Source organism: Sphingobium fontiphilum, assembly GCF_014196635.1.
In the GTDB taxonomy this organism is placed as follows: Bacteria; Pseudomonadota; Alphaproteobacteria; order Sphingomonadales; family Sphingomonadaceae; genus Sphingobium; species Sphingobium fontiphilum.
This window is the reverse complement of record NZ_JACIEB010000001.1, coordinates 486095-505255: the sequence shown is the minus strand read 5'-3', so window position 1 is coordinate 505255 and position 19161 is coordinate 486095. Positions and strand designations below refer to the sequence as shown.

Sequence of the window (19161 nt, the reverse complement as noted above, 5' to 3'; positions counted from 1 at the left end):
CCCAATTCGCCGGCCACCCGATTGCCGCCGCCCAATTGCTGCCGTCCGTCTGGCGAGCGCCGCAGCGGCAGGCGATCAGTCCCTGATCGGCAATGTCGGCACAATCGCGCCCGCCAAGACATCCGGTGCGTTGGGTGGACGGACGATCAGGCAGTCGGCGCTGGCCAGCGCCGCTGACGATGCGCTGTCCTGGGAAGCAAGGAGCGTTACGCCATCGTCGCTGCGCACGGCCCGCAGATATTCCTCACGCTCGCCACTGGCGCTCAGGGCGGTGGTCGTGGGCAGGAATATCGGGCGGGGCAGGGGGGCGGGATCGCCGAACAAATGCCGGACCAGCGGCAAAAGGAACAGATGCGCCGTCACAAAGGCGGAGACCGGGTTGCCCGGCAGGCCCAGAAATACCGAGTCGCCCCATGTCCCGGCGATCAGCGGCTTGCCGGGGCGCATCCTGATCTTCCAGAAATCCAGCGTTCCGCCGACGGCTTCGAAGGCGGGGCGCACCAGATCATGGTCGCCCACCGATGCGCCACCGGTCGACACGATGATGTCGGCGCCGGCCGCACGCCTCAGCGCGGCGACCGTCGCGTCCATGTCGTCGGGGACAAGGCCGGTGTCGATCACATCGCCGGGGAAGGGGGCCAGCATCGCGGCCAGCATCGCGGCATTGGAAGCGGGCAGCGCGCCGGGCGGCACAGGCGCGCCGGGCGGCACCAGTTCGTCGCCGGTCGAGAGAAGGGCGACACGCAAGCGGGGGCGGACCGGCAGCGCGCCGTGCCCCGCCAGCACCGCCAGCGCGATCTGGGCCGGGCCGATGCGCGAACCGGGATTGAGCAACGCCGCGCCGCGGGCGAAATCCTGACCGCGCGGGCGCACATGGCGACCGGGTGGCAGGGGATCGGCCGACGCCGTGATCCGGTCGCCATCGCGCAGCGCGTTTTCCTGAATCAGCACAGCGTCGGCGCCGGGCGGCATCGGCGCGCCGGTGAAGATGCGGCTGCACTGGCCGGGCGCCAGCGCATGGGGCGTTGCTGTCCCCGCGCGGCTTTCGTCCACGCACGTCCAGGGGCCAGGCCATTCGGCCGCACGCACGGCATAGCCGTCCATCGCCGACAGATCGGCCCAGGGCTGATCGCGCAGCGCCTGAACGGGCGCGGCGAGCCAGCGTCCGGCGCACGCGCCGATGGGCGCCATTTCGGTTGCGCGCGGGCGCGCGAGCGCCAGCAGCCTTTGCTGCGCTTCGGAAACGGGGATCAGCGCCATGCCGCCATCATGGCGCGCGCCATTCGCCCGATTTGCCGCCGCTCTTGGCGAGAAGGCGGACGCCGTCAATGATCATGCCCTTGTCCAGCGCCTTGGCCATGTCGTAAATGGTCAGCAGCGTGACGGAAGCGGCGGTCATCGCCTCCATTTCCACCCCGGTCTGCGCCGCCGTGCGGGCCTTGGCGGTGACGGTGACGCTGTCGGCATCCATATCGAATTCGATGGTCACGGCGGCCAGCGGCAGCGGGTGGCACAGCGGGATGAGGTCGGCCGTGCGCTTGGCCGCCATGATCCCGGCGATGCGCGCCACCGACAGCACGTCGCCCTTCTTCACATGGCCATGGGCGATGGCGGCGGCCGCCTCCCGGCTCATGGAGATGCGGCCGGTGGCGATGGCCTGCCGCGCGGTGGTGGGCTTGGCCGACACGTCGACCATATGGGCGTTGCCCTGTTCGTCGATATGGGTGAGGCCGCTCATGCGCCGGTCAACAGCGCCCGGGTCGCCGCCTCCACATCGGCCTGACGCATCAATGCTTCGCCCACCAGGAAGCAGCGCACGCCATGGTCGGCCATCGCGGTCAGATCGGCATGGCTGTTGAGGCCGCTTTCCGCGACGAAGGTGCAGCCTTCGGGCGCCTTGCCCACCAGTTCATGGGTGCGGGCGAAATCGACAGTGAAATCGCGCAGGTCGCGATTGTTGACGCCGATCAGCCGCGAGCGAAGCTTGAGCGCGCGCTCCAGTTCGGCCTCGTCATGCACTTCGACGAGCGCGTCCATGCCCAGCCCCAGCGCCGCATCCTCAATCTCCGCCATCTGTCCGTCGTCCAGCGCCGCGACGATGATGAGGATGGCGTCGGCCCCCAGCGACCGGCTTTCCAGAACCTGCCAGGGATCGACGATGAAATCCTTGCGCAGCACCGGCAGCGCGCAGGCGGAGCGGGCGGCCATCAGATAATCGTCATGGCCCTGAAAATAGGGTTCGTCGGTCAGGACGGACAGGCAGGCCGCGCCCGCGGCGGCATAGGCGGCGGCATGGGCGGGCGGATCGAAATCGGCGCGGATCAGCCCCTTGGACGGGCTGGCCTTCTTGACCTCCGCGATCAGGCCAAAGCCGCTGCGCGCGGCGGCGTCGAGCGCGCGGCGGAAACCGCGCGGCGGCGTCTGTTCGGCGGCGCGGCCATGGAGCGCGGCGACGCTGGTCGCGGCCTTGCGTCGGGCGACGTCTTCACGCTTGAAGTCGCAGATTTCAGTGAGCTTGTTGGCCATCAGAAGTGTATCCAGCAATTGAGCAGGGCGTTGGCAAGCCCGTTGTCGAGTGTTTCGGCGGCATCCTCCACCCCTTCGGGCAGGCTGGCGACGGCGCCCGCCACCATCAGCGCGGCGGCGGCGTTGAACAGCACGGCGTCGCGATAGGCGCCCTTTTCGCCCTGGAGCAGCGCGCGCAGGGCGGCGGCGTTGTGGGCCGGATCGCCGCCGCGAATCGCGTCGACGCCATGGCGCGGCAATCCGGCGTCGGCGGCGGAAAAGCGCCGCATGGCGATCAGGCCGCCCGCCGTCACTTCGGCCACGTCATTGCCCCCGGCCAGCGACAATTCGTCCAGCCCCTCGTCGCCCGAAACCACCATGGCATGGTCGACGCCCAGTTCGGCGAGCGCCTGCGCGTAGATGGGGACATAAGCGGGGCGGGCGATGCCGACCAGTTGCCGCCGCACGCCTGCGGGATTGGCGAGCGGTCCCATGAGGTTGAAAATCGTGCGCCGCCCGATCGCCTTGCGGATCGGGCCAAGCCGCCTGAGCGCGGGGTGATGGGCCTGCGCGAAGAGAAAGCAGATGCCGATTTCCGCGAGCGAGGCTTCTGCGCGCTGCGCCGCCCGATCGAGGTCGAGGCCCAGCGCCTCCAGCGTATCGGCGGCCCCCGCCCGCGACGATGCGGCGCGGTTGCCATGTTTGGCGACCGGCACGCCGCAGGCGGCGACGACCAGCGCGACGGCGGTCGATACGTTCAGCGTATGGTGGCCGTCGCCCCCCGTGCCGCATACGTCGATGGCGTTGGCGGGCGCCTGTATCGGGATCATGCGGGCGCGCATGGCGCGGGCGGCAGCGGCGATTTCGGTGGCTGTCTCGCCCCGCTCGCTCATCGCGATCAGAAAGGCGGCGATGTCCGTTTCGGGGAGATCGGCATCGAACAGCAGGTCGAACGCGCGGGCGGCGGCATCGACGTCGAGGGGCAGCGATGGGTCGGGCAGGCGGGGCATGGCGCAGCCTTTAGGCGCAAATGGCGGAGCGCGCCAGAATGAGATTGCGGGGTTCGTCCCCGTTCAACCGCCGATATGCTGCGTCGTCCATTGGCGGACGGACCGTTCGTCCATTGCGCCTGCCTGACGCGCGACCTCGCGCCCGTCCCGAAACAGGATCAGCGTCGGTATGGAACGGATGGCGAGACGCGAGGCGACGGCCTGTTCCATCCCTTTCCGTTGCTGACGCGACGGCTGTCGGCGGCGATGCTGGTGCTGCATGGCGCAGGCTGGTTGTCGATCAAGATTGAACGGGGGCCGGCGCATGATCGCGCCCGCGCCTTCGGTGAGGTCGCGGCCATCGCCGCCATCCTGCTCTTCGCCGCCGGCGGCGCGATGGCGGCGATGACCGGCACGGTCGCGGCGCCCGGCGCATGGCTTGATCATTATGACGCCCATGGCCGGACGCTGATCGCCCCGCTAGTGGGTCCTGGCCTGGCCGTCGGTTTCGGCATTCTGAACGGCATCTGGCATGAATTTCATTCAGAGGCTGACGAATAGTCGGTGCAACTTCATCCATGACGGAATGGGCGTCGGCGCGGGTCAAGCGGCGACGCCCTTTTTCTTGAATGGCGGATCAGGCCGCAGCCGATGTCGACGGCGGCGCGATGGCGCTGGGCGCCTGAGCCGGGCGACCGAAATAATAGCCCTGCGCTTCGTCACAGCCTTCCCTGACCAGCAGGTCCAGTTGCGTTTGCGTTTCCACGCCTTCGGCCAGCACCGGGATGGCGAGGCTGCGGCCCAGCGCCAGCACCGCGCGGATGATGGCGCGCGCCTGTTCGCTGCGGTCGGATTCCAGCAGGAAGGATTTGTCGATCTTGATCTTGTCGAACGGGAAGGAATGGAGCGTGTCGAGCGAGGAATAGCCGGTGCCGAAATCGTCCATGGCGACAAGCACGCCCAGCGCCTTGATACGGCGCAGGCTGTGCAGAGCGCGCACCTTGTCCGAAATGATCGCCGTTTCGGTGATCTCCAGCTCCAGTCGACTGGGCGACAGGCCGGTTTCCAGCAGGATGCGCATGACGATGTCGGGCAGTTCGGGTTGCAGCAGTTGCACAGCCGACAGGTTGACGGCGATCCGATCGGGCCGGGGCCATCGCGCCGCTTCCTGACAGGCGGTTCGCAGAACCCATTCACCCAGCCGCATGATTTCGCCATTTTCCTCCGCGATGGGGATGAAGTCGGCAGGCGAAACCACGCCCAGGCGCGGGTGGCGCCAGCGGATCAGCGCTTCATAGCCGCTGACATCGTTGGTCTTGAGCGAGCGCTGCGGCTGATAGAGCATCGTCATTTCGCCGCGGGCGACGGCCTGACGCAGATCATTGGCCAATTGGCGGCGCATCCGGGCGCTTTCGTCCATGCCCGGCTCATAATAGCAGATATGCTCGCTCAGGCTGCCCTTGGCCCGGTACATGGCCAGGTCGGCATTGTTGAGCAGCATCTCGCGCCCGCTCGCGTCCTCGGGGAAAAGCGCGATGCCCAGGCTCGCACCGACGGCGATGCCGTCCTGGGCGCCCAGTTGCGCCGCGAAACAGGCGTCGACCCGCGCCACAAAGTCCTGAAGATCGGCGGGTTCAGCGAAATGTTTGGCAGCTGCGAATTCGTCCCCGCCAATTCGTGCGACACATTCGCCATCCTCCGTCATGCCGGACAGCGCATCAGCGACACGTTGCAGCACCAGATCGCCGGCGGCATGGCCCTGCGCGTCGTTGACTTCCTTGAACCGGTCGAGGTCGATGGCGATCATCGCGACATGCTCGCCGCGCGTGACGGCATGGTCGATTTCCTTGTCGAGCCAGCGGTTGAAGCTGGTGCGGTTGGGCAGGCCGGTCAGGTCATCGTGCAGGGCCATGTGGGCGATCTTCGCCTCCGACCGGCGCCGTTCGGTGATGTCCTCGAACGTCGTCACCCAGCCGCCATCGGGTAGCGGGCGGCTTGAAATGGATATGACGAAACTGTCGCCGAACTCCGAAACGACCGGCGGCATATCGGGGTCGTCGAGCGACTGGCGCAGCAGGGCGCGCATATTGTCGAGCCGCTCCTGCGGCACCGCCGTGCCGGCGCGCTGTTCAAGCGCCGCGCGCGCAATGTCCATCAGCGTTGCGCCCGGAAGGCAACTGTCATCGGGCAAGCCCCACAGTTCGACGAAGCGATGATTGCGCAGCACCAGGCGCTCGTCCGCGCCGAACAGGCACAGGCCCTGGTGCATATGCTCCAGCGCCGCGTCGAGGTGACGCCGCGCCTCTTCCAACCGGTCCTGATCTTCCTTGAACCGGGTCATGTCGCGGGTGATCTTGGCATAGCCAAGATGCGCGCCGGCCTCGTCATGGATGCGTTCAATGGTCACATGCGCCCAGAAGCGCGAACCATCCTTGCGCACGCGCCAGCCTTCACCAGTGAACTTGCCGCTGTCATGGGCGATCCGCAAGGCGCGGGCGGGCGTGCCTGCTTCCCGATCTTCCGGCGTATAGAAGTTGGCCAGCGGCTGGCCGACCACTTCCTCGATCCTGTAGCCTTTCAGCCGCTGTGCGCCCGCATTCCAGTTGGCGATGCGCCCATTGCTATCAAGCATGTAGATGGCGCAATCCGACACGCCCTTTACCAGGATGCTCAGTTCGCGTTCGCTGGCGGCGATCGCGGCGCGGGTGCGGCGCGCGATCGCCCAGCCGATGAGGCACAACGCGAGCACGACGAAGGAGGTCGCGCCGATCAGGACGGACATGCTGTGCGGCGACAGCATGGCTGCGCCATCCTCCATCCGGGCGGGCAGCAGGCGAATGGCTGTCATGCCCGAAAAATGCAGGCCCACGATGGCGGCGGTCATCATCAATCCGGCCATGACGCCCGACAGCGTCGAACGCCGGCGCAGGGCGATGCGCATGGCGGGATAAAAGGGCATGACCGCGAGGAGCAGCGAAAGGATGACATAGGCAGGCCGCCATTGGATCGCCGCGGGCATGGCGAGGGCTGACATCCCGACATAATGCATGGCGGAAAAACCGAGCGCGGCGATCACGGCGCCGCTGCCCAGCGCGAAACGGCCGCTGTCGCGCGTGGCGATGAGGAACGCCATGATCGTCGCAATCAGGACAATCGCCAGCGAACTGACAGTCAGACCCAGATGATAGCCAGCGATAATGCCCGGATCATAGCCCAGCATCGCGATAAAATGCGTCGACCAGATGCCAAAGCCCGTGGCCAGCGCGCCTGTCACCGCCCAGTTGCGCGCGGCTTGCCCCGTCGCCCTATTGGCCTGGCGAAGCATCAGCACCGCGGTCATCGTCGACAGGAGGCACACGGCCGCCGCCAGCAGGACAAGCCGGATGTCATGATCATCGCGGATACACCATAAAATGTCGAGCAACGGTCAAACTCCTGACGCACGAGCCCGTTGATATTGCGGAATTTCGTTAAAATTTGATCCGAAGTGAAGTTATCAAATTGTGCACTGCACAAATTCGCGCGTCATGCCCGGATCGCCGGGGCGCTTCGCTTCGACCTTCGATCAGGCCGCCGCCTTGCGGTCCTTCACCGGCAGGCCCGCAATCGCCATGAAATTGGCGAGCATGGCGTGGCCATGTTCGGTGGCGATGCTTTCCGGGTGGAACTGCACCGAGTGGATGGGCAGGCTTTCGTGGCGGAAACCCATGACCGATCCGTCGTCGCTGGTGGCGTTGACCTTCAGGCAGTCGGGAATATCCTCGACGATCAGCGAATGGTAGCGGGTGGCGATGAAGGGGGAGGGGATGCCCGCGAACAGGCCCGTGCCGTCATGGCTGACGGGCGACGTCTTGCCGTGCATCAGGCCGCCGCGCACCACCTTGCCGCCGAAATATTGCCCGATCGACTGATGGCCCAGGCACACGCCCAGCAACGGCTTGCCCGCATCGGCGCAGGCGCCCACCAGATCCAGGCTGATGCCCGCTTCATTGGGCGTGCAGGGGCCGGGCGACAGCAGAAAGGCGTCCGCCCCGCTGGAGATCGCCTGCCCCGCCGACATAGCGTCGTTGCGGACCACGTCCACCTGCGCCCCCAGTTCCATCAGATAATGGACGAGGTTCCAGGTGAAGCTGTCATAATTGTCGATGACGAGGATCATGGCGTCCCTATATCGCGCGGCGCAACGGGGGCCAATGGAAATCAGGCGCGGGCGAGCAGCCCTTCCACCAGCCCTTCGAACAGGCGGCGGCCGTCGGTATTGCCATGGGCCGGTTCGATCACCCGTTCGGGGTGCGGCATCATGCCCAGCACATTGCCGCTTTCGTTGAGAATGCCCGCAATATTGCGCATCGACCCGTTGACGCGCTCGCCATAGCGGAACGCGACGCGGCCTTCGCCCTCCAGCCGGTCGAGCGTTTGAGTGTCGGCGAAATAATTGCCGTCATGGTGGGCGACGGGGATGGTGATCGCTTCGCCGGCTGCATAGCGGCTGGTGAAGGCGCTCTGGGCGTTTTCAACGGTCAGCGCCACGTCGCGGCAGACGAAATGACCGCCCGCATTGCGCAGCAGCGCGCCGGGCAGCAGGCCGGTTTCGGTCAGCACCTGAAAGCCGTTGCAGATGCCCAGAACATTGGTGCCGCGCGAAGCGGCCTCCGCCACCGCCTGCATCACCGGCGATCGGGCCGCCATCGCGCCGGAACGCAGATAGTCGCCATAGGAAAAGCCGCCGGGCACGCCGATCAGGTCCACCCCATCGGGCAGTTGCGTGTCGCGGTGCCACACCATCACCGGCTTGACGCCGGTCGCCGCTTCGAACGCCACCGCCAGATCGCGGTCGCAATTGCTGCCCGGAAAGACGATGACGGCGCATTTCATGGCTCAGGCGACCTTTTCGATGCGGTAATTTTCGATGACCGTGTTGGCCAGCAGCTTGCGGCACATGGCGTCCAGATCTTCGTCGCTGGTGCCGTCGGCAAGATCCAGTTCAATGAGCTTGCCCGCGCGCACATCATTGACGCCGGCGAAGCCCAACCCCTCCAGCGCGTGGTGGATGGCCCGGCCCTGCGGATCGAGAACACCGCCCTTGAGGGTGACGAAGACACGGGCTTTCATCGCTGGAGACTCCCTTGGGATCGTAATGCGCCACCCCCTAGGCGGGGTCGGGCGCGCAGGCAAGTCATTATGCCTTTGTTAGGAATTGTTGACCTAGCGTTAGCATATCGGATGACGGGGGCTATGCGATGACCGGACTGGCGCTGGCGATGTTTGTCGGGCTGTTCGCCTGGGGACAGCAGATTGTCGGCTATGACGACCCGCATGGCCGGGTGCAGCTCGCGCTGCTGGCGACGTTCAGCTTTGGCCTGCTGATCGGTTATCGCGCCCACGGCTGAAGGTCGAGCGGCGGCGCCCTTCGGCCCCGCCGCCTCAAAATCAATCCTTGCCGCGCTTCTTGCGGTGGGTGTCGAGGTCGAGAACCGTGGTGTCCAGTCCTTCGGGGATGAGGCCCAGGCGACGGGCTACTTCCTGATAGGCTTCGACTTCGCCGCCCAGATCGCGGCGGAACCGGTCTTTGTCCAGCTTTTCGCCGGTCGCCATGTCCCACAGGCGGCAACCATCGGGGCTGATTTCGTCCGCCAGGATGATGCGGCTGTAATCACCGTCCCACAGGCGGCCGAATTCCAGCTTGAAATCAATGAGGCGGATGCCGATGCCGGCGAACAGCCCGCACATGAAATCATTGATGCGGATCGCCATGTCGGCGATGTCATGCATCTCTTCCTGACTGGCCCAGCCGAAACAGGCGATATGCTCTTCCGAGATCAGCGGGTCGCCCAGCGCATCGTCCTTGTAGCAATATTCGATCAGCGTGCGCGGCAGTTGCGTGCCTTCCTCGATCCCCAGCTTCTTGCTGAGCGAACCGGCGGCGACATTGCGCACCACCACCTCGATCGGCACGATTTCGACCTGGCGGACCAGTTGTTCGCGCATGTTCAGGCGGCGGATGAAATGGGTGGGCACGCCGATCTGGCCCAGCAGGGTGAAGATATGCTCGGAAATACGGTTGTTGAGCACGCCCTTGCCGGAAATCGTGCCCTTTTTCTGCGCGTTGAAGGCGGTCGCGTCATCCTTGAAATATTGGATTATGGTGCCGGGCTCCGGACCTTCGTAAAGGATCTTTGCCTTGCCTTCGTAAATCTGGCGGCGACGGGCCATGCGCGTTCCTGTCTTTTCTCAACAAAAAACAATGCGCCCCGGCAAACGCGAATCGAAAAGGATCAGCGGGTGCCGGGGCTGCTGAGATCGGCCCATAGAGCAATATCGGCGGGGGTGCAATCAAGCCGTCAGGCGAGCGCTTCCTCTTCGGAACCTGGTCTGACGGGGCGCGGAAGCGATCACTATCCGCCCCGCTTGAGGAATGGGGGAAGCCGCGAGCCGCGATGGGTTACAGAACGTCCCCGAACATGAACCACAACATCGCCATCCAGGCGATCAGGCCGATGACGGCCACGATCACGCCCGCACGCTCACGCAATTTGTCGACGAAAGTGGCGGGAGGGTCGTGCGGTTCGGTCATGCGGCCCTTGGTCAGGTTTCAGTGGCGGAGAATTCATCCTTGCCGACCGGCGCATCCTCGCCATTCAGGCGACTGGTGAAGCGGCGGCGCCACCAGCCTATATCCTGTTGCTCCACGCTGTCCATCATCGCCCGCCAGCGGCGCTGACGTTCGTCCAGCGGCATGGCCAGCGCACGGTGGATGGCGTCTGACATTTCTTCTGGACTATAGGGATTGATGAGCAGCGCGTCGGTGAGTTGCATGGCGGCGCCCGCGAAGCGCGACAGGATAAGGACGCCGGGGTCTTCCGGGTCTTGCGCGGCGACATATTCCTTTGCGACCAGATTCATGCCGTCGCGCAGGGGCGTGACAAGGCCGACGCGGGCGGCGCGATAGATGCCGGCCAGCCGGTCGCGCGGATAACCATGGTTCACATAGCGGATGGGAGTCCAGTCGACATCGCTATATTCGCCGTTGATTCGCCCCGCCAGCGCGTCGAGCGTGGCGCGGATCTGCTGGTAGCTGCCCACATCCTCCCGCGAGGGCGGCGCCACCTGCGTCAGCACGACATGGCGGTGATGCTCGGGATGGTCCTTCAGGAAACGGGCATAGCCGTTGAATCGCTCCTCCAGCCCCTTGGAATAATCCAGCCGGTCGACCCCGACGATCAGCGCCCGGTCCTGAAGCGAGGCGCGCATCTGGCCATACATGGCGCGCGCGTCATCGCTGGTTGCGGCGTCGGCAAAATGGCGCGCGTTGACGCCGATGGGGCATGCGATCGCCTCGATCGTCCGGTCGCCCAGCGTGACCCTGTCGCCATCAACCGTTCCGCCCAGTTCGCGTTCGACATAATGGCGGAAGGATTCAAGCCATTCCTCCGTCTGAAAGCCGATAACGTCATAAGCGAACAGGGTGCGCACCAGATTGGCATGGTGGGGCAGGGACACGAGCAGGCGGGTGGGCGGCCAGGGAATGTGGAGAAAATAGCCCATGCGCCCGCCAAAGCCGCGGTCGCGCAGCATCTGGCCCAACGGGATCATGTGATAATCATGAATCCACACGACATCGTCGCTTTCGATCAGCGGGCTGATGCACTCGGCAAAGCGGCGGTTGACGCGGTTGTATCCGCCCTCGAAATCGCGGGCATATTCGGCCAGGTCGATCCGGAAGTGGAAGAGCGGCCACAGCGTCCGGTTCGCATAGCCGTTATAATATTCGTCGACATCCTGTTCTTCCAGATCGATGGTGGCGGTGCGAACGCCGTCATCTTCGTGGAATCCGATCTGGCCGGTGAAATTGTCGGTGACATCGCCAGACCAGCCCACCCACAGGCCCCGGCTTTCCCGCAGGGCTTCTGCCAGCGCGACGGCAAGGCCGCCCTGATTGCCGGATGGGCCGGGCCGACTGACCCGGTTGGAAATGACGATCAGGCGGCTCATCGCGCGACGCTCCATGGCTTGCTCAGCAGCACGGCGCAGTTGATGATGCCGACCAATGAGTAGGTTTGGGGATAATTGCCCCATAATTCCCCGGACGCCGGGTCGATGTCTTCGGAAAGCAGCCCGGCGGCGGTGCGGCGGGACAACATCTCTTCAAAAAGGGCGCGGGCCTCCTGCGTGCGGCCGGTGCGGTGCAATGCCTCGATCAGCCAGAATGTGCAGACGTTGAAGGCTGTCACCGGCTCGCCGAAATCGTCGGGGGCGCTGTAGCGCAGCATGTCGTTGCCCCGGCGCAAATCCGCCTCCAGCGCCGCGAGCGTGCCCAGAAAACGAGGGTCGTCGGCGGCGAGAAAGCGCAGATCGATGAGTTGAAGCAGCGACGCGTCGCGGGCGTCATCCTCGAAATTGGCGGAAATGGCGTTGCTTTCCGCTCGCCAGGCGCTGGCGAGGATGCGCTCCTTCATCGCGGCGGCGCGCTGCGCCCAATGGGCCGCGCGATCCGGGCGGCCCAGTGCCTCGGCGGCATGAGACAGCCGGTCGCAGGCCGCCCAGCACATCACCGCGCTGTAACTGTGGACATGGGCGCGGGTGCGCAATTCCCACAGGCCGGCGTCGGGCTGGTCATACACGCTCCACGCGCGTTCGCCCACGGCCTCCAGCGCCTCGAAATCGGCGTTGCCCGCCATGCGCAGCAACCGCTGGTCGATGAACGCCTGAACCGACGACAGCACGATCTGGCCATAGGCGTCGTGCTGAACCTGTTCATAGGCGGCGTTGCCGACGCGCACCGGCCCCATGCCGCGATAGCCGGGCAGGCTGGTCGCTTCCCATTCGGTCAGCGTCGCGTTGCCGCGAACGTCATAGAGCGGCTGGATATGGCCGCCCTTGGCGCCGTCGACGATGTTGCGCAGATAGGCGAGGTAGGATTCCAGGACATCGAGCGCGCCCAGCCGGTTGAGCGCCTCCACCGTGTAATAGGCGTCGCGCACCCAGCAATAACGATAATCCCAGTTGCGCCCGCTGTCGGCATGTTCGGGGATGGAGGTGGTCAGCGCGGCGACAATGGCGCCGGTTTCCTCATGCTGGCAGAGTTTTAAGGTTATGGCCGAGCGGATCACCGCTTCCTGCCATTCGGGCGGGATGGCGAGGCCGCGCACCCAGAGTTGCCATTCGAGGATCGTGTCGTTCAGCATCCTTTCAACCGCCGGGCGCAAGGCGTCGGAAAAGCTCTCGTCCGGCCCCATGAAGAAATGCAGGTCGCTTTCCAGCCGGAACCAGCTTTCCTGACTGATAAGGCCGATGGGCGCGTCGGTCGTCACCCGCATCGCCATGTAGGACAGCACCATGCGGATATGGTTGGAGCCATAGGTGATCGGCACCGCCTCCGCATTCCAGGCTGTCGTCGGGCGCAGGCGCACGCGGATGCGCGTGCTGCCCGAAACGGGGCGGACGATACGGGCGAACGCGACGGGGCGATACATGCGGCCCTTCGCCCGGTGCCGCGGGCAGAAGTCGATAATGTCGCAGGCGTTGCCCCGATTGTCGGACAGGCGGGTGACCAATATGGGGGTGTTGCGAATATAGTGCTGGCTGATGGACGCGCAGTCTTCCAGTTCGATGGCCCAGAAACCGCGCGCCTTGGGATCGTCAAACGCGGCATGGTCGAGAAGCGCCGAGAAGACCGGATCGCCATCGACCCTCGGCACACAGGCCCAGATCATCCTGCCATGGCGGTCGATCAGGGCGGAGGCCTGGCAATTGCCGATCGGCCAAAGATCGACAGTGCGGACATCATGGGCATCGAGGGCTGGCGAGATGACGGTCGATGGCTGTTGCGCGATGATGGTTTCGGCCCCTTTTTTTCGCTGTTTGCGGACAGCGCCTGTTTTCCCCCTATGTCCGGAACATCATTCCGGCTCTGGAACACTGGCGGCGAGATAACGTCTCACCGCCTCGACTTGTTCCAGCCGATAGCGGGCGGCCGTGGGACGGGCCTCGCCGACCAGGACGCCGTGCCCGCCCAGATGCGCGGCCATGACGAAGCCCTCCTCGTCAGTCGCATCGTCGCCGAAAAACAGCGGGATGGCGCCCGCCATGGGCGCGCGCCGCATCAGCGCGGCGATGGCGCTGCCCTTGTCGGCGCCGCCGGGGCGCAGTTCGAACAGCATCTTGCCGCGTTGCAGGAACAGCCCGAGCTCCTCCGCCAGCCGGGTCGCCAGCCGCTCGCAATCATCGGCCCATTGGGGCGCCTGGCGGAAATGGAGCCCGACGCTCAACCGCTTTTCTTCGACCAGCAGGCCGGGGCGCTGGCCGGCGAAGGCGTCGAACCGGGCGCGGGCCCTGGCGATGGCGGCGAGGGGGGCGGGGGTTTCGACCGCCTGGCCGGGCATGGCGATTTCCAGCCCGTGCGTGCCCGCCAGAATGAAATCGGCAAGGCCAAGGTCGGTCAGGGTCGCGACCGATCGGCCGCTGACGATCGCAAGCCGCCCATCCAGAGCGTGGGCGAGTCGATTCAGCAGACCGAGGAGTTCGTCATCCACGCACACGGCGTCGGGGCGGTCGGCGATCGGCACCAACGTGCCGTCAAAGTCCAGAAATAGCGCCGCGCCGGTCAGCAGGGCGGGGGCAGGGGCAAAAAGGGCCGGAGCGGAGCGGAGGGATGAATCAAGCACCTGTCCTAAACTGGGGCTTTTCGCTCATTTGGCAACCCCCATGCGCCGCTCCGGCCCCCGCCGCCCGTTATCGGTCGTCATGGCAGGCGCATGGCGCGGGCTGCCAGGGCGCCGACCATCGGACGCGATTGAACACGCAGAAGGCGTGCATGATCGAGGCGATCAGATCTTGGGGCCTCCTTTGAAACCTATTGCGTTCATCGTGCGAACGCGCTGCTTTTCGGTCGTGCATGGCTTGTCTCCATGGGCTGAGGTGGATGCTGTGGTCGATGGCGCGCCATCGCCGTCCGCTATGCTGCCAATGGTCGGTGGCCGCCAACAAAAGCATGGACTTCAAACATAAGGCAGGCTTATTATTAAAGGATGTCGAACCTGCCGCCCCTCTCCGCCGTTCGCGTCTTCGAGGCTGCCGCGCGCCATCAGAATTTCACGGCCGCCGCGCAGGAACTGGCGATGACCCAGGCGGCCGTCAGTTATCAGGTGAAGTTGTTGGAGGAGAGGCTGGGCATCAGCCTGTTCCAGCGCACGGGTCGCCGCGTGACGTTGACCGACAGGGCGCGCGAGATCGCCCCGGTCGTGATCCAGGCCTTCGATCAGATGCGGCAGGGTTTCGCCCGCCTTGCCGATGATGACAACAGCGTCCTGACCATCAGTTGCACCAACAGCTTTGCCCATCTTTGGCTGGCCCCGCATATCGGCGATTTCCAGATGCGTCACCCCGGACTGGCGGTGCGCATACAGGCAGCCGACCACATGGTCGATCTTGGCCGCGAAGGGGTGGATGTCGCCATTCGCGGCGGCGGCGGGCATTGGCCGGGGCTGGAAGCGACATTGCTGACGCACAATCGTCTGGCGCCGTTGTGCAGCCCGCTGTGGCTGGAGCGGCACGGCCCGATCGCGGACGCGCAGGCGTTGCTGGCGGCGCCGCGCCTTTCGCCGCAGGACATGTGGTGGGACGAATGGTTCGCCGCGATGGGCGTGGAGCCGCGCGGGAGCGGCCGTCCGTCCGGTATTGCGCTGGATTCGCAGGTCATGGAGGGGCGCGCGGCGATGGCTGGGCAAGGGGTCGCCATCGTCAACATGTTCCTGTGGCGGGCCGAGGTCGATGCCGGCCTGCTGGTCGAGGCGGTGCCATCCTATGTGCGGGAAAAGGCGAGTTACTGGATCGTCTATCCTTCGCACACCCGCAACCGGGCCAAGGTCAAAGCCTTCAGGGACTGGATTTCGGCGTCGTTCGGCGAGGCGATTGCCGCCGACCCGAACGGGCGATTTCTTCCGCGCGCTGGTCGCGGCGGCGCGTAGCATTGTATCGAAGCCGCTGGGGCTTCGCGGTTCATGCGCTGAAACATTTTTTAACTACCTTTGGCTATGGCCCTTGGCTGCATCATGCCAACGCTCCGCACACCTTCTTCCTGGCAGCCGTTCGTCACCGGGCTTGTCTATTTCATCACGGCGGCATTTGCGGTGATGACGTCGCGTTTTGGCGGCGGCCTGGCGTTCATCTGGATATCCAACGCCTTTCTGATGGCGGAACTTCTGACCACGCCGACCCGCTATTGGTGGAAAGCGATCCTTGCCTGTTCCATCGCCAGTGCAATGGCGACCGGCCTTTTCGGTCTTGGTCCGACGGCGGCGCTGCCCATGGTGCTGGTCAATCTGGCTGAATCGATGATGGTCGTGGCCATCTGTCGCAGCCAAAGCAGGGAGCAGACTTTCGTTGGTTCGTTGCGCCCCTTGTTCATCTTCATTCTCGCCCTGACCGTCATCGCCAATCCCATCGCCGGGCTTGCCGCCGCATTCGTCGCATCCAGCGTGACGACGGTGCCGTTCTGGCACTCCTGGCTCCAATGGTATTCAGGCCATGTCCTGGGCGCGATGACCTTCACGCCCATATTGGTGCAGTTGTTGCGCGGGGAATGGCGGCAATGGCTGAAATCGACGCCGAATCTGGCCAAGTTCGAAGTCATTGGCCTGTTGGCGCTCTTTGCGTTCATCACCGCGCAGGTATTTTTCATCGCCCGTTATCCTCTGCTGTTCCTGCCCATGTTGCCGCTGGTGGTGATATCCTTTCGCGCCGGCCATATGGGCGCTGCGATCGCCATTGTGCTGTTGGCGTTGATAGGCGGAACCGCGACGGCCATGGGCTTTGGTCCGATCGCCCGGATCGACGTGTCGCACGGCACCCATGTCCAGTTCTTCCAATTCTACCTGGCTATCAGCTTTCTCCTGTCGATGCCGGTCGCCGCGGACCTGAGCGGGCGCAAGCGCCTGTTCCAGATGTTGAGCGACAGCGAGGCGCGATTCCGAATCCTGGCCGACAATAGCGGCGACATGGTGTTCAACATTTCGGCCGGGGGCATCATTCAATATGCCTCGCCGTCGGCAAAAGAATTCATGAACATCGGTCCCGACGGACTGGTGGACATGCCGCTGGAGGAGATCGTCCTGTCTGCGGACAGGGCGGTGGTCGCCAATGCGCTGCGACGGGCGATAAAGCATCCGGGCAGCGTGCAGATGGTCGAATTCAGACCGCTGCATGTCGTCAACGGCGTCAGTTGGTGGGAAATGGCGGTGCGCGCCATATTGAACGAACATGCAACGGCCATTGGCGTTGTCTGCACCATTCGCGATATGTCGCGCCACAAGGCGGTGCAGCAGGAGTTGCAGATCGCCGCCAATGTCGACGGCCTGACCGGGGCAGCCACGCGCAGGGCCTTTCTGCAAAGGTTGGAGGCGGAAATCCAGGATCTGGCCGCAGGGGGCAAGGCCTGCGTCGCGCTGATCGACGTGGACCATTTCAAATCGGTGAACGATCAACATGGCCATGGCGCGGGCGATCAGGCGTTGCGCGCTCTGGTCGCCTGCATGCGCAAGGGGCTGCGCCAGATCGACATGATCGGCCGTCTGGGCGGCGAGGAGTTCGCCATCCTGCTGCCCCAGACCGACCTGTCGCAGGCGGGCCTTATCTGCGAACGGTTGCGTGCGGCGGTGGAGGATATGGCAATTGCCATCGACAATGGCCGATCGATTCACATCACCTTCAGCGCCGGTCTGGTGGAAACGGAAGGCTCCGACGATGCTGCTTCGGTGATCGATGCTGCGGACAAGGCGCTTTATAACGCCAAGCGCAGCGGCCGAAATTGCCTGCGACTGGCTGCCTGACCCGGGATCGGAACGCAGGGCGCAAATATATTCGTGATGTTATGTTGTCACCTGTGCCGGAGGAGACTATGTAACAGCGACCATGACGACCCGCCTTTACCAATCGCTGCTGTCCGGCCGCATCGACCGCATCGCCATCATGGTGTCGGGCCTGTGCGTGGCGCATTGCTTTGCGACGGCGGTGTTGCTCGCGCTTCTGGCCTCGGCCGGCGGGTTCCTGGGCGATCCCCTGTTCCATGAAGCCGGGTTGGGTATCGCCATATTGCTGGGCGCCATTGCGCTCGGCCATGGGGCGATCCGGCATGGCTATATGATGCCTGCGGCCATCGGATCGCTTGGCCTTGGCGTGATGGCGGGCGCCCTGACCATGGATCATGGCGCGCAGGAAAGCCTCTATACCCTGATGGGCGTCGGCATATTGGCGCTCGGCCACGATCTCAATCATCGCGCCGGTCGCTGAACCGCCGGATCAGAGCTTCAGCTTCAGCAGACCCAGCCTTTCCCGCCTGATCCATCGGATCACCAGCAACAGCGCCACCGTGCCAAGGCCGCTGGCAAGGCCAAGCCAGATGCCAAACCCTTCCATCTTGAGGGGAAAGGCAAGGAAGCTGCCGGTGCCGATGCCAACCAGCCAGTAGCCCGCCAGCGCGATGAACATCGGCACGCGCGTATCCTGAAGCCCGCGCAGCACGCCCGCGCCGATCGCTTGCGCCGCGTCGACGAGCTGAAACAGGGCCGCGATCGACAGGAAGCTGACCGCCAGTTGGGCGGTGCGCGCATTGGCCGGATCCTTCATGTCGAGGAAGGCCGACGCCATCTGATAGGGGATGGCGAGCAGCAGCAGGGCGGTGGCGACGGCAAAGCCGGTGCCCAATATCAACGCCAGCCAGCCGGCCCGGCCGACCCCCCGGACATCGCCAGCGCCATAATGCAGGCCGACGCGCACGGTCGCAGCCTGGCCGATGCCCATGGGCACCATGAACATCAGCGCCGCGATCTGGATGGCGACGGCATGGGCGGCCAGCGATTCCTTGTCGATCAGGCCCATCAGCATGGCCGATGCATTGAACACGGTGGTTTCGAAACCCAGCATGATGGCGATGGGCAGGCCGATCGCGCCCACCGCGCGCAACCTGTGCCAGTCGGGCGCCCAGAACCGGCCGAACAGATGATATCGCCGGAAACCCCGGTCGATCACCACTACCGCCGCGAGGCCGAGGAACAGGAAAGTGGACGAGAGGGTGCTGGCCAGGCCCGCGCCGAACAGGCCAAGCGGCGGGAGGCCGAATTTCCCGAAGATCAGCGCCCAGCCGACCAGCAGGTTGAACGGGATCGCCACGACCATCATCACCAGGCCCCAGAGGGGGCGTTCGATAGCGGCGATATAGTTGCGCAGGGTGGAAAAGCCGAGGAACGGCAAAAGCGCCCATTGCAGGCCATGCATCAACTGCCCGGCTTGCGCCGACAGCGCATGATCCTGCCCCATGGCGATCAATATCGGCTCGGCGCGCCACAACAGCGCCCATGCGGGGAGCACATAGATCACCGCCGCCCACAATGTCTGGCGCACGGTGCGACGGATGTCGCGCACGCTGTGCAGCTTTCGCCCACGCTCTGACGCGATCAGGGGCGCGGCGGCCGTCACCAGGCCCATGCCGAATATGAGGCAGGCATGGAACAGGTTGAGCGCCAGCGCGCCCGCCGCCACCGCGTCCGACCCCAGCCGTCCCAGCAGCCAAAGGTCGGTCGCGGCGATGCCGGACCAGGCGACATTGCCCGCGATGATGGGGACGGCGAGCAGGATGAGCGCCCGCGCCTCTATGCGCCAGGGATTGGTCATG

General features: G+C 65.0%; 19 protein-coding genes. 5 read left to right on the top strand and 14 right to left on the bottom strand.

What is annotated here, in order from left to right; genetic code table 11:
* Nucleotides 1-75: 75 nt before the first annotated feature.
* From GGR44_RS02310 to trpD, 4 genes are read right to left on the bottom strand one after another with little or no spacing between them, the layout of a single operon-like run.
* Nucleotides 76-1260 carry a molybdopterin molybdotransferase MoeA gene (locus GGR44_RS02310; protein ID WP_183953809.1) on the bottom strand — a complete coding sequence of 395 codons (1185 nt, stop codon included), beginning with the start codon at nt 1258-1260 and terminating at the stop codon, nt 76-78.
* 7 nt (nt 1261-1267) lie between these two features.
* The gene (gene moaC / locus GGR44_RS02305; protein ID WP_183953808.1) at nt 1268-1738 is read right to left on the bottom strand and encodes a cyclic pyranopterin monophosphate synthase MoaC; all 471 of its coding nucleotides are present in this window, start codon (nt 1736-1738) and stop codon (nt 1268-1270) included.
* Entirely contained in the window at nt 1735-2526 is a 792-nt protein-coding gene (gene trpC, locus GGR44_RS02300) for an indole-3-glycerol phosphate synthase TrpC (protein ID WP_183953807.1), read from the bottom strand. Before trpC ends, moaC begins: the two co-directional genes overlap by 4 nt.
* Nucleotides 2526-3515: an anthranilate phosphoribosyltransferase gene (trpD, locus tag GGR44_RS02295; RefSeq protein ID WP_183953806.1), complete on the bottom strand. Its 990-nt coding sequence runs from the start codon at nt 3513-3515 to the stop codon at nt 2526-2528. The genes trpC and trpD overlap by 1 nt, the downstream gene beginning before the upstream one ends.
* Nucleotides 3516-3590: 75 nt before the next feature.
* Between trpD and GGR44_RS17140 the strand changes: the two genes are divergently transcribed.
* Entirely contained in the window at nt 3591-4055 is a 465-nt protein-coding gene (locus GGR44_RS17140; protein ID WP_183953805.1) for a cytochrome d ubiquinol oxidase subunit II, read from the top strand.
* A 76-nt stretch (nt 4056-4131) separates the two neighbouring features.
* Here the strand turns inward: GGR44_RS17140 and GGR44_RS02285 are convergent, their stop codons facing one another.
* From GGR44_RS02285 to purS, 4 genes are all read right to left on the bottom strand, one after another.
* Nucleotides 4132-6918 (bottom strand): bifunctional diguanylate cyclase/phosphodiesterase, encoded by a 2787-nt coding sequence (locus tag GGR44_RS02285; protein WP_183953804.1) that lies wholly within the window; start codon nt 6916-6918, stop codon nt 4132-4134.
* A 141-nt stretch (nt 6919-7059) separates the two neighbouring features.
* Nucleotides 7060-7653: an anthranilate synthase component II gene (locus tag GGR44_RS02280; protein ID WP_183953803.1), complete on the bottom strand. Its 594-nt coding sequence runs from the start codon at nt 7651-7653 to the stop codon at nt 7060-7062.
* Between the two features lie 41 nt (nt 7654-7694).
* Nucleotides 7695-8369, bottom strand: a complete 675-nt coding sequence (gene purQ / locus GGR44_RS02275) for a phosphoribosylformylglycinamidine synthase subunit PurQ (RefSeq protein ID WP_183953802.1) — start codon at nt 8367-8369, stop codon at nt 7695-7697.
* 3 nt (nt 8370-8372) lie between these two features.
* Complete coding sequence (gene purS, locus GGR44_RS02270) at nt 8373-8606, bottom strand: phosphoribosylformylglycinamidine synthase subunit PurS (RefSeq protein ID WP_183953801.1); 234 nt, start codon at nt 8604-8606, stop codon at nt 8373-8375.
* 128 nt (nt 8607-8734) lie between these two features.
* Here purS and GGR44_RS02265 point away from each other — a divergent pair, with 128 nt between their 5' ends.
* The gene (locus GGR44_RS02265) at nt 8735-8884 is read left to right on the top strand and encodes a hypothetical protein (protein ID WP_183953800.1); all 150 of its coding nucleotides are present in this window, start codon (nt 8735-8737) and stop codon (nt 8882-8884) included.
* 40 nt (nt 8885-8924) lie between these two features.
* Here the strand turns inward: GGR44_RS02265 and purC are convergent, their stop codons facing one another.
* From purC to otsB, 5 genes are all read right to left on the bottom strand, one after another.
* Entirely contained in the window at nt 8925-9707 is a 783-nt protein-coding gene (purC, locus tag GGR44_RS02260; protein ID WP_183953799.1) for a phosphoribosylaminoimidazolesuccinocarboxamide synthase, read from the bottom strand.
* A gap of 229 nt (nt 9708-9936) precedes the next feature.
* Nucleotides 9937-10068: a hypothetical protein gene (locus GGR44_RS17040; RefSeq protein WP_281374171.1), complete on the bottom strand. Its 132-nt coding sequence runs from the start codon at nt 10066-10068 to the stop codon at nt 9937-9939.
* 11 nt (nt 10069-10079) lie between these two features.
* On the bottom strand, nt 10080-11486 hold the full coding sequence (locus GGR44_RS02255; protein WP_183953798.1) for an alpha,alpha-trehalose-phosphate synthase (UDP-forming): 1407 nt from the start codon (nt 11484-11486) through the stop codon (nt 10080-10082).
* Nucleotides 11483-13252: a glycoside hydrolase family 15 protein gene (locus GGR44_RS02250; protein ID WP_343052292.1), complete on the bottom strand. Its 1770-nt coding sequence runs from the start codon at nt 13250-13252 to the stop codon at nt 11483-11485. The genes GGR44_RS02255 and GGR44_RS02250 overlap by 4 nt, the downstream gene beginning before the upstream one ends.
* 141 nt (nt 13253-13393) lie before the next feature.
* Nucleotides 13394-14158 (bottom strand): trehalose-phosphatase, encoded by a 765-nt coding sequence (otsB, locus tag GGR44_RS02245; RefSeq protein ID WP_183953796.1) that lies wholly within the window; start codon nt 14156-14158, stop codon nt 13394-13396.
* A 363-nt stretch (nt 14159-14521) separates the two neighbouring features.
* Between otsB and gcvA the strand changes: the two genes are divergently transcribed.
* The 3 genes from gcvA to GGR44_RS02230 all read left to right on the top strand — a co-directional run bounded on the left by gcvA (nt 14522) and on the right by GGR44_RS02230 (nt 17780).
* Nucleotides 14522-15460 carry a transcriptional regulator GcvA gene (gene gcvA / locus GGR44_RS02240; RefSeq protein ID WP_183953795.1) on the top strand — a complete coding sequence of 313 codons (939 nt, stop codon included), beginning with the start codon at nt 14522-14524 and terminating at the stop codon, nt 15458-15460.
* 84 nt (nt 15461-15544) lie between these two features.
* The gene (locus GGR44_RS02235) at nt 15545-17320 is read left to right on the top strand and encodes a sensor domain-containing diguanylate cyclase (RefSeq protein WP_183953794.1); all 1776 of its coding nucleotides are present in this window, start codon (nt 15545-15547) and stop codon (nt 17318-17320) included.
* Between the two features lie 82 nt (nt 17321-17402).
* Nucleotides 17403-17780, top strand: coding sequence for a MerC domain-containing protein (locus GGR44_RS02230; RefSeq protein ID WP_183953793.1), 378 nt, complete (start codon nt 17403-17405; stop codon nt 17778-17780).
* A 9-nt stretch (nt 17781-17789) separates the two neighbouring features.
* Here the strand turns inward: GGR44_RS02230 and GGR44_RS02225 are convergent, their stop codons facing one another.
* Complete coding sequence (locus tag GGR44_RS02225) at nt 17790-19160, bottom strand: MATE family efflux transporter (protein WP_183953792.1); 1371 nt, start codon at nt 19158-19160, stop codon at nt 17790-17792.
* Between the last annotated feature and the right edge of the window lies 1 nt (nt 19161).